Here is a 9198-nt window from a genome sequence, read left to right as displayed (position 1 = left end):
CTTACCATTTTTTCATTAATTTTATAAAACCATTTTGTAGCACTAAAAATATATATAATAGTCTCCTGAAGATGATGTTTACCAATCAAATTGGTATAAATAATTCACTGAATAGCTACGTTTTATTTGCAATACTCACCGTTATCAATAAAAGAAAACAATAATTTTGAGATATCTAATTTAATTAACATGTTAAACAACATTCGTCCAAGCAAATAAAAAGGACTCCATATTATCTCAATCAAAGTCTAAAAACGAATCACTTTCATAATAAAACATGTAAAAACTAAATAATTAATTTTTATAAAATTTTTGCTATAAGTTATGTGCGTAGATTTACATATTCCTCAAAAAAACTGTTGAATGACGGTGCGAGAACATTTGATATTTTTCTTGAAAAAAGATCATAATTAACTATTGTTCCATAAGTATTTCTTCCACAATCAACACACCAACATACATCATCATCTCTAAAGTAAATAACAGCCATATCTAATGGTAACGCGTATTCATTTCTACATAGGCAAGTATCATAATAAATAGCGCCTCCTGACTCAACCAAAGCATCATTATCAACTATACCTGACAATTCTTCTCCAACAAGCCCTCCACCACCAACTAATAAAATAAATTCTTTTAACTCGTTTGGTAACGACAATTTTAAATTATTTTCAAGTATATTAATTTGTGATTCATCACAAGCTCCAAGCCAATACACTTCATCTTGAGCCTCATGATTTAAACGCATAACAAGATTTTTAATACTACTCATATAATTACCCTACCTAAAATCGAATACTTTCAATTTCCAATATCCTTTTCTAAATTTATGATACTGCCTATCTAGTCATTTATTTTTGGTTAAATAGATGAATTCACTGTTTTTGAAGTACCTAGATTAATATCTGAAGAATTTTATATAACTTACAACTAAAGCCAACCTACTAATATCATACTGATACAAATTAATCCCACTCAACAACCAATCAAATCTAGCTAAATAAAATTACCTATGCTCAGCTCATAATACTTAAAAGTATTGTAATGCAGGCTGGTTTATCCGTCTAAATATTGTCCATGATACCTGAAATTTTGCTCTATTAATTGGTGTTCAATTTTCTGAATCCATTTACCCATAATTGATAACTGCATTACCCTTGTCTACGCCGTCTAGCTGCTAAGATTTAATACATTAAATAAAATGGGCTAAGCAATTTATTAGAGATAATTAATTTTTTTATTAAGTTATAATAATAATTATATTGGAAATTTTTTATTTTTATAGGTTGACCACAAGTGCGTGATAGCCCAATTTTTATATTTCTTAGCAATAAAACTCTTAGCTATTATCTCAATATCATCAGAAATTCGGGAAGATATTTCAAAATTATTAATTATTTTAAAAGATTGTTTAAAAGCCTTTTCTCGTAACATATTAATAAATTTCACTTCATTCGCATTAAAGTCACACATTTTCAAAGAATTAAAAACATTCATCCACTGATAATCAAATTCGGATTCATCTCTTAAATCCAATGCATTATCAACGTCTAATAATTTTAAAAAATTGAAATTTGTTGAAGTAGATAAATAGTCATCAATTTCGATAAGATTTTTGTCATTCATTTCATTAATCCTAGTTCTTTAAACCAACTTTTCATGAAATTAGCAACTTTAGAGTATGTTACAAAAATACTCAAATTATAAATTTGGGATTAACTTTAATATCATCTAGGCCTGAATATGCTCTATGATATGCATCAAACAATTTTTACTGAAACTATAAAATCGTTTTGTAATGGTTAAATAACATTTCTTTCCGCATTATAAGCGACAGTAGCAAACTAGGGTACTTTTCGCTTAAAGAATAAAGCTGATCTAGCCTTAAAATTTCCCCTTACAGTCAACAATCTGATGTTTTTCGATACGTAGGGCTAGGGCGTTATAAAGGTGGTACAAGGATAGCACTAGTGGTCTGTTTGCTTTTTTATAAGATTTAGAAAATCAACATGTTATTTTTCTTTATAACATCAATTAAGACATTTTACTCGGATTATATTTAATAAAGCCTGCAATCTGAGCGTGGTTCAATTTCTCTTATACCAATTTTACTTACTTTTTCTAAGATCAAATCATAGCAATAAAAAATATCCTCATTTTTTTTTAAAATTACTCCCTCCAGACAGACTTTATATATTCCTTTAGGAATATCGGTATTATTCCAACCAGTATATTCTTCCCACTCCCAAAAAACTGACATATCAGCAATATATAAATCTCCAGTAACATTAAGATAAAAATATTTATCACTGAATATAATGGATCTATTCTCATTACAAGGAGTTTCATTTAAAAACAAACGAACAACGTAGCCACCATCATCAATACCCATGATAGGTAAGGCAATTCCTTCATCAAGCACAGAATCACCTTTGCCTGTTGTAGTAAATTCTTCAAGAATATTTTCTCCATTATTTATTTTTCCCCCAAAGGGGATAAATATCCCTGGATAGTCGAAAATAATTATCCCATTAAAATCTACATCAACGTATATTGTCTTAACCACTTTTACCTCTTGGTAATTTTCCACAGTTGTTCATTATTAAACCATTTTAATAATTTTGTATGAGCTTCTTTCAGCGAATTCATTAAGTACCTAAATATATTTTAAAAGCAATTGGTATATAAATAATAAAATGTAAAAGATAAAATAAATTCTTTACTTTTAGCTATTAATCATAGACACCAATCTCTTCTGCTTTTGCAATTAACTCATCTTGCAATGAACCTTGTATTTCATCTCCATCATACTCAAGAATGAAATCACCACTAATATTTGGAGGAAAATGTGAACCATCTATGGTGCCAAAAATTGCTGACATTGTATCTATCATTACTAAACGTAAAAAGTTAAAAATCTTCTTTTGTTCCTCATTTGATAGTTTGATAATAATACTTCTTGCTCTTGCATAAGGATCATCGCCGTTTATAGGCTCACTTGAATTACTTAAATTATTTTTATAATATTCAAGTCTTTCATTTAAAAGCTCATCTAAAATTGAGTTGACGATTAATTCATCTTTTCCTATTTTATTCATTTAACAACCTCCTTTTCCATTAGGTTTTATTTTTCACTCGGTTCAACAGCACTATATCATAAAGAAAACGTAGCATTCACCGATTTGTTAAAATGTATAATAATCACATAAACCAAAAAGCCACTAAACCTAACTACCAATAAATAAATGGAAAAGCAGAAAGAGTGGTACGAACTTTAATGGAGATATGGCATAATCAGCAAATATCCGAAGATTCAAAAAATAGAAAACAAAAGTTTAAGCGATTTATTAGCTATTATAATACAATTAAATCTCATCAAGCGATATCCAGTAAAAAGCCTTATGAGTTTTTAGAGGGTTATTTTAGTCATGAAATGTAGACAACCCACTGTTTTCTTTTAACAAAGATATTATCAAATTTTTGTGTGGAGATTATTATGAGCCATATGTGGACATTTCAACGTGTTGGTGGGCTTGATCAAGTCGTATTTAAAAGTGCCAGTGATATTATTAATTTACCTGATTTAGATCCTAAATTATGGGTCGCTCTAAGTTGCCCAACAACAGGGTTGGATTTTGATGAACGAACCTTATCTCTACTCGATTCAGATAATGACGGACGTATTCGCATACCTGATATTTTAGATGCCATTAGCTGGACTTGCGATAAAATCAACTCATTTGATAGTATCTTAAGTACAAGTGAAACACTACCATTATCACAAATTAACTCATCGACCCCGCAAGGAAAAAAATTATCGGTTACCGCACAAAGCATTTTAGCTAGCTTAAATAAAAAAAATGTGGATTATTTAACACAAGATGATATACAACAATCAATAAAAATCAATGCTGACAAACTTTATAATGGTGATTTGATCTTTCCTCCATCAAGCGAATTGTCACCAAACATGCAAATGTTTATTACAACAGCAATCAAAACTACTGGTGCACAAAAAGATATGAGTGGGCAAGATGGCATTGATTTAAACATAGCAACCACCTTTGTTGAAAATCTACAAACGTGGTTACAATGGCAAACAAAAATAAGTAATACGCAAACCCCATTTGGTGAAAATACCGCAGAAATTTGGAAACTAATTCAGTTATTAAAACCCAAAATTGATGATTATTTTTTACGTGCTGAATTAGCACAATACGCCCCTCAAGCGCAAACGGCACTTAATGTCGACGAAAAATATATTGTACCAACACAAAACGGATTACTATCTGAAGAAGAATTAGCCGAATTACCGCTATCCAAAATCGACACAACTGATACTCTAGATCTAGTCAATGGGCTAAATCCACTTTGGAAAGCTAAAATCAGCCGATTTAAGACATTAATAGAATCATCATTATCCAATCCAGACCAACTAACACAACAAGAATGGCAAAATATACAACAAAGCTTGCAAGCATATACCTCACTTATTAGCACTAAGCCCGAAATAGCACACTTAACTGTTGAAATTGAGCCTTCGGCCAGTATAGATGATATTCCTATTAGCATCATTACCAACCTAGCTAACAATGATTTACTGACCGAATTTGAGAAGATGGTTGAACAAGATAATCAAACACCGATATCCGCATCAGATATTCTCGTGTTAGAAAAATTAGTCCTATTTCATAAACATCTTTACCGTTTGCTAGTTAACTTTACCTCTTTTGCAGACTTCTTTCAGCCTGAAACACGAGCAGCATTTCAACTTGGTGAACTTTACATTGATGGTCGCTGTGCAACACTTTGCGTTGCGGTCGATAATATTGCCAAACACGCAACCATGGCAAATTATTCTGAACTCTGTTTACTTTATTGTGAATGCACTAGACATGGAGAAAAACAGCTAATTGCAGCAGCAATGACAGCAGGGCAAGGTGATTTATTAATTGAAGGTCGCAATGGTGTGTTTATTGACAATAAAGGTAACGATTGGGATGCCAATGTTGTGAAAATAATCACTAAGCCAATCAGCATCCAACAAGCTATTTGGGCACCTTATCAACGTATGGGGCGTGTGATTACCGAACAAATTAACAAATGGGCAAGCAGCAAAGATGTCGATGTCGAAAAATCAAGTGAACAAGCACTACAAAATCCAGCTAATAAGTTTGATATTGGTAAAAGTGTAGGGATTTTTGCTGCAATTGGTTTAGCCATTGGCGCAATCGGCACAGCATTAGCCACAATATTCCAAGCCATTTTTGCGCTAGCTTGGTGGCAAGTACCTTTAGTTTTTATTGGATTATTTCTAATTATTTCAGGACCTTCTGTTATTTTAGCATGGTTAAAATTACGTCGAAGAACACTTGGACCATTACTAGAAGCATCTGGTTGGGCAATTAATGGGCAAGTCAAAATCAACTTAATGCTAGGAAGCTTGCTTACTAGCAAAGCCCAGCTCCCTACCAATGCAAAACGTAATTTGCGCGATCCAATGAAACAACGTCACAACAAATTAGTTATTATTTTTTGGTTAGCAATTTTACTTGGTGTTGGAGTTACAGGAGGCTGGTTATGGCATGAAGGTTACCTTGACCGCTATATCGAACAGCACAAACAAGCACAAACCCAAAACAAAACTGACACAAATGCCAATATTGGTAAATAAAAGCAAAAAACCATTTCGCCGACAACCGTCGGCGAAATGAAACAACCATTAATGCTGATAAACTGGCAAACGACGGCAAATTTCAAGCACCTTTTCTTTCACGGCTTGGATGTTTTGCTCGTCATCGATATTATCTAAAACATCACAAATCCAATTAGCTAAATCTTGCGATTCGGCTTCTTTAAAGCCTCGGCGAGTAATAGCCGGCGTACCGATACGCACACCAGATGTTACAAATGGGCTTTGTGGATCTTTTGGTACACTATTTTTATTAACGGTAATATTAGCACTACCTAAAGCCGCATCAGCTTCTTTACCTGTGATATTTTTATCGACTAAATCAATTAAAAACAGATGATTTTGTGTTTCGCCAGAAACTACCTTATAGCCACGTTGCAAAATCACCTCGACCATAGCTTTAGCGTTTTTCACCACTTGCTGTTGATAGATTTTATACTCAGGCTCCATCGCCTCTTTTAACGCAACTGCTTTAGCGGCAATTACATGCATTAAAGGACCACCTTGTGCTCCTGGAAAGACAGCAGAATTTAACTTTTTATATAATTCTTCACTACCACCTTTAGCCAAAATCAAACCGCCACGAGGACCACCTAAAGTTTTATGAGTTGTAGTAGTAACAACGTGAGCATAAGGAACTGGATTTGGATAAACACCTGCCGCAACTAGCCCTGCCACATGCGCCATATCCACAAAAAAATAAGCGCCCACACTATCGGCGATTTCACGCATACGTTGCCAATCCACCACCCCAGAATAAGCCGAAAATCCACCAATAATCATTTTAGGTTTAGATTCTTGGGCTGTTTTAGCCAACTTGTCATAATCAATACGCCCTGAATCATCAACTCCATAATCCACAACATGATAAAGTTTACCCGAAAAGCTAACGGGCGAACCGTGCGTCAAATGCCCACCTTCAGACAAATTCATACCTAAAACAGTATCGCCTGTATTTAAAAGCGCCATATAAACGGCAAAATTAGCTTGTGAACCTGAATGCGGTTGCACATTAGCATAATCAGCACCAAATAAAGCCTTAGCACGATCAATTGCTAATTTTTCAACAACATCAACATACTCACAACCACCATAATAACGTTTTCCGGGATAACCTTCGGCATATTTATTGGTTAATTGCGAACCTTGCGCTTGCATTACTCGTGGGCTGGTGTAGTTTTCTGATGCGATCAGTTCAAGGTGATCTTCTTGGCGCTGTTCTTCACCTTTAATAGCATTCCACAATTCCGCATCATAATCGGCAATAGTCATATCTTTACTAAACATGTTGGATCCTTATCATCAATTATTTAGTTTGTCAGATTTTGCTTTATCGTTTGCAAAAATGGGTATTACACTTATATGGTTACTTAACAACCAAACGATTTCAATCTTTTTTTATGAGTTATAAGTAATATTAATACATTGCAATAAAAATAGTACTGCAACTTTTAAAAGAAATAACTCACATAAATAACATTGCTTAATAGCATCATTTGAACAATTCAAATCTAGTCATAAGAATACTGATTTTATTTAGCATATTTAAAAAAACAATAAAATCAATAATTTTATACAACCAACTTTTGTAGGGTAACTGTATTGTTTTTTATAAAAAATAACTTATAAAAACCACTCAAGGTTATGTTGTCTGTTTTGTTTCGGCGTCTGAATGTGCCGACAACAGAGTGAGATTAGCACGCCAAACAGGGATGTTTGGCGAGTTTGTACTACGTCTGACAAATTTGTCTGGAACAAATTTGACCATCTTAGCAAAGCGAAGATGGTCTCGAAAAGGCGAGTGTCAGGATGATACAAGTAATCCCACAAACAGTGCGTTAAGACCGATCGACGGCGGAGGGGCGCCGTAGACACATTATGCGCTAAAGCGTGGGATTGCAAAAGGAGTTCGCTCTAATTCCCCTTGCTAGGACGTATTCAAGATAGCTATTTTATTCCCCAAAGGTCAATACGTCCGAAACCTTGCCGAACTAAAATAGACCACAGCTTTAAACCGCCACAGCGTAATACTGGACTACCTGCCACGCTTTCTGCGTCGGCGGAGGGGGGCGGCGCTATTGTGGCTGTGCCACAACTGCGCAACCCTAAGGGAAACGCCCCAACTGCCGCGGGGCTTTATTCTTTGTTATATTGTCCTCTCAGGCACCGTAACCCTCTTCCGCGCCCTAAGGATTAAGAACTAAACGCTAAAAGCTAAGGTGCGGAACAAAGACCAGGATGGTCCTCACCGTTACTGTAGCCGGCGACGTTGCCGTCGCCCGAGTTGACAAGTAAGCTATTGCTACCTGCTGCGTCGCTTGTCCACCAGTTGTAGTAAATGAAGCCCGCATCAGCGTAGTAGTTCATGAGGCCCCACTCCGTGAAAAAACCTGCTCCTATATAACGCATGTAATAATTAACTGATGAGCTAGGTGTTGCGCCTAAATTATTATAGTTTGAATTGGTTAAATCCCTTACCCGTGGCATTCGATAACCCAAACTATTACACCATGCTAACTGGTCACTATAAGTTTTCAATTGACCACCCCGATTGACGAACCACTGCCTCAATTCAAATCCATACCGAACCTCATTACCACTTCTATCCCTACCGATTAATTCAAATGTCTGTGGCAAAGATGGCACGGTAATTTGACTAGGATTAGAATTGCTCCACTGGCTTCTTGCCTCTGGACCATTCAACGTTACCCGCGTTACATTCTTGGATTTATCTCTAATCCAAGAATCATATTGTACAATACTTCCCCATGATGGGTCCATAAATGAACCTGAACGCGGCCTAACCCAACTCACCGTTGCCGTTATATCACCACGTGTGGTAACCGTCCAACTCAACTGACTTGCATCTACCCCAGCAATAAGCAAATCAAAATACAATCCATCTGACCCCGTAGTTGGAAAATTCAAACCGTAAGATGACGGGTTTGTTGACTGGACTAAAAAGCCCTTAACTGGATCCCATATGTTAGCAGGACCAGCGAAGCGTGGGTCGTCCCAACCCAAGCCAGTTGTTCCACCCAACAACAAATTCGGCCTGACCGCACAAATAACGGGCGGTGACGGTAAAGTGATATAATACTCCGCTGTTCCTCCACTAAAAGTACTACTTCTTGGCTCACCATACTGCGTAGCTAAATTCCCTCCAGTACTACTTAAAGTTACCTTATAAGGTGCATTACATATATCTAATGCATCACTACGATTAATGGTATTGCCATCTTTATCCGTTATTGCTAACGATATACTTCCTAATGCAGTAACTCCACCTGCTCCCTGCCCATCTCCATCATCGTCTCTCCATTTACCTTGTGTCACTAAATCATTTATATTTATTGAGTCGCTTGAAGGCGGGACTATCATTTCAACATCAGCAAAAGTATCCCCTACATTCGGTAACTTGATTGGCGCTGTCGGTGATGAAGAATTATTTTGCGATGTGAATGTTCGACCATCTGATAACTTAATACCTAATAAGTCCTCTGTTT

Annotated in this window: 8 protein-coding genes; 2 read left to right on the top strand and 6 right to left on the bottom strand. The window is 35.6% G+C overall.

Translation table 11 applies throughout. The features are described 5' to 3' along the window. Positions 1 to 322 precede the first annotated feature (322 nt). From J6569_RS10710 to J6569_RS10695, 4 genes are all read right to left on the bottom strand, one after another. A complete protein-coding gene (locus tag J6569_RS10710; RefSeq protein ID WP_065610359.1) occupies positions 323 to 772 on the bottom strand; it encodes an SMI1/KNR4 family protein in 450 nt (149 codons plus the stop codon). 485 nt (positions 773 to 1257) lie between these two features. Continuing rightward, positions 1258 to 1626, bottom strand: a complete 369-nt coding sequence (locus tag J6569_RS10705) for a hypothetical protein (RefSeq protein WP_085165057.1) — start codon at positions 1624 to 1626, stop codon at positions 1258 to 1260. A 433-nt stretch (positions 1627 to 2059) separates the two neighbouring features. Further along, positions 2060 to 2590: a hypothetical protein gene (locus tag J6569_RS10700; protein ID WP_296318423.1), complete on the bottom strand. Its 531-nt coding sequence runs from the start codon at positions 2588 to 2590 to the stop codon at positions 2060 to 2062. Positions 2591 to 2732: 142 nt separating this feature from the next. Continuing rightward, positions 2733 to 3098 (bottom strand): hypothetical protein, encoded by a 366-nt coding sequence (locus J6569_RS10695; RefSeq protein ID WP_296303066.1) that lies wholly within the window; start codon positions 3096 to 3098, stop codon positions 2733 to 2735. 143 nt (positions 3099 to 3241) lie between these two features. On the opposite strand from J6569_RS10695, the gene J6569_RS11315 reads away from it, so the two are divergent. Next, entirely contained in the window at positions 3242 to 3439 is a 198-nt protein-coding gene (locus tag J6569_RS11315; protein WP_363319071.1) for an integrase core domain-containing protein, read from the top strand. Positions 3440 to 3496: 57 nt separating this feature from the next. Beyond that, positions 3497 to 5674 (top strand): phage holin family protein, encoded by a 2178-nt coding sequence (locus J6569_RS10690; protein WP_296318422.1) that lies wholly within the window; start codon positions 3497 to 3499, stop codon positions 5672 to 5674. A 48-nt stretch (positions 5675 to 5722) separates the two neighbouring features. Here J6569_RS10690 and glyA read toward each other — a convergent pair whose 3' ends face one another. Next, positions 5723 to 6979 (bottom strand): serine hydroxymethyltransferase, encoded by a 1257-nt coding sequence (gene glyA / locus J6569_RS10685; protein WP_296318421.1) that lies wholly within the window; start codon positions 6977 to 6979, stop codon positions 5723 to 5725. A 927-nt stretch (positions 6980 to 7906) separates the two neighbouring features. Next, a partial coding sequence (locus J6569_RS10680) for a hypothetical protein (RefSeq protein WP_296318420.1) occupies positions 7907 to 9198 on the bottom strand: 1292 nt, incomplete at its 5' end.

This window comes from Gilliamella sp. (assembly GCF_024104075.1).
Lineage (GTDB): Bacteria > Pseudomonadota > Gammaproteobacteria > Enterobacterales > Orbaceae > Gilliamella > Gilliamella bombi.
This window is presented reverse-complemented; position numbering and strand designations above follow the sequence as displayed.

Bases quoted from the DNA above. Each gene is read 5' to 3' on its own strand.
- J6569_RS10710 (WP_065610359.1), bottom strand. From the start codon at position 772: ATGAGTAGTATTAAAAATCTTGTTATGCGTTTAAATCATGAGGCTCAA.
- J6569_RS10705 (WP_085165057.1), bottom strand. From the start codon at position 1,626: ATGAATGACAAAAATCTTATCGAAATTGATGACTATTTATCTACTTCA.
- J6569_RS10695 (WP_296303066.1), bottom strand. From the start codon at position 3,098: ATGAATAAAATAGGAAAAGATGAATTAATCGTCAACTCAATTTTAGAT.
- J6569_RS10690 (WP_296318422.1), top strand. From the start codon at position 3,497: ATGAGCCATATGTGGACATTTCAACGTGTTGGTGGGCTTGATCAAGTC.
- glyA (WP_296318421.1), bottom strand. From the start codon at position 6,979: ATGTTTAGTAAAGATATGACTATTGCCGATTATGATGCGGAATTGTGG.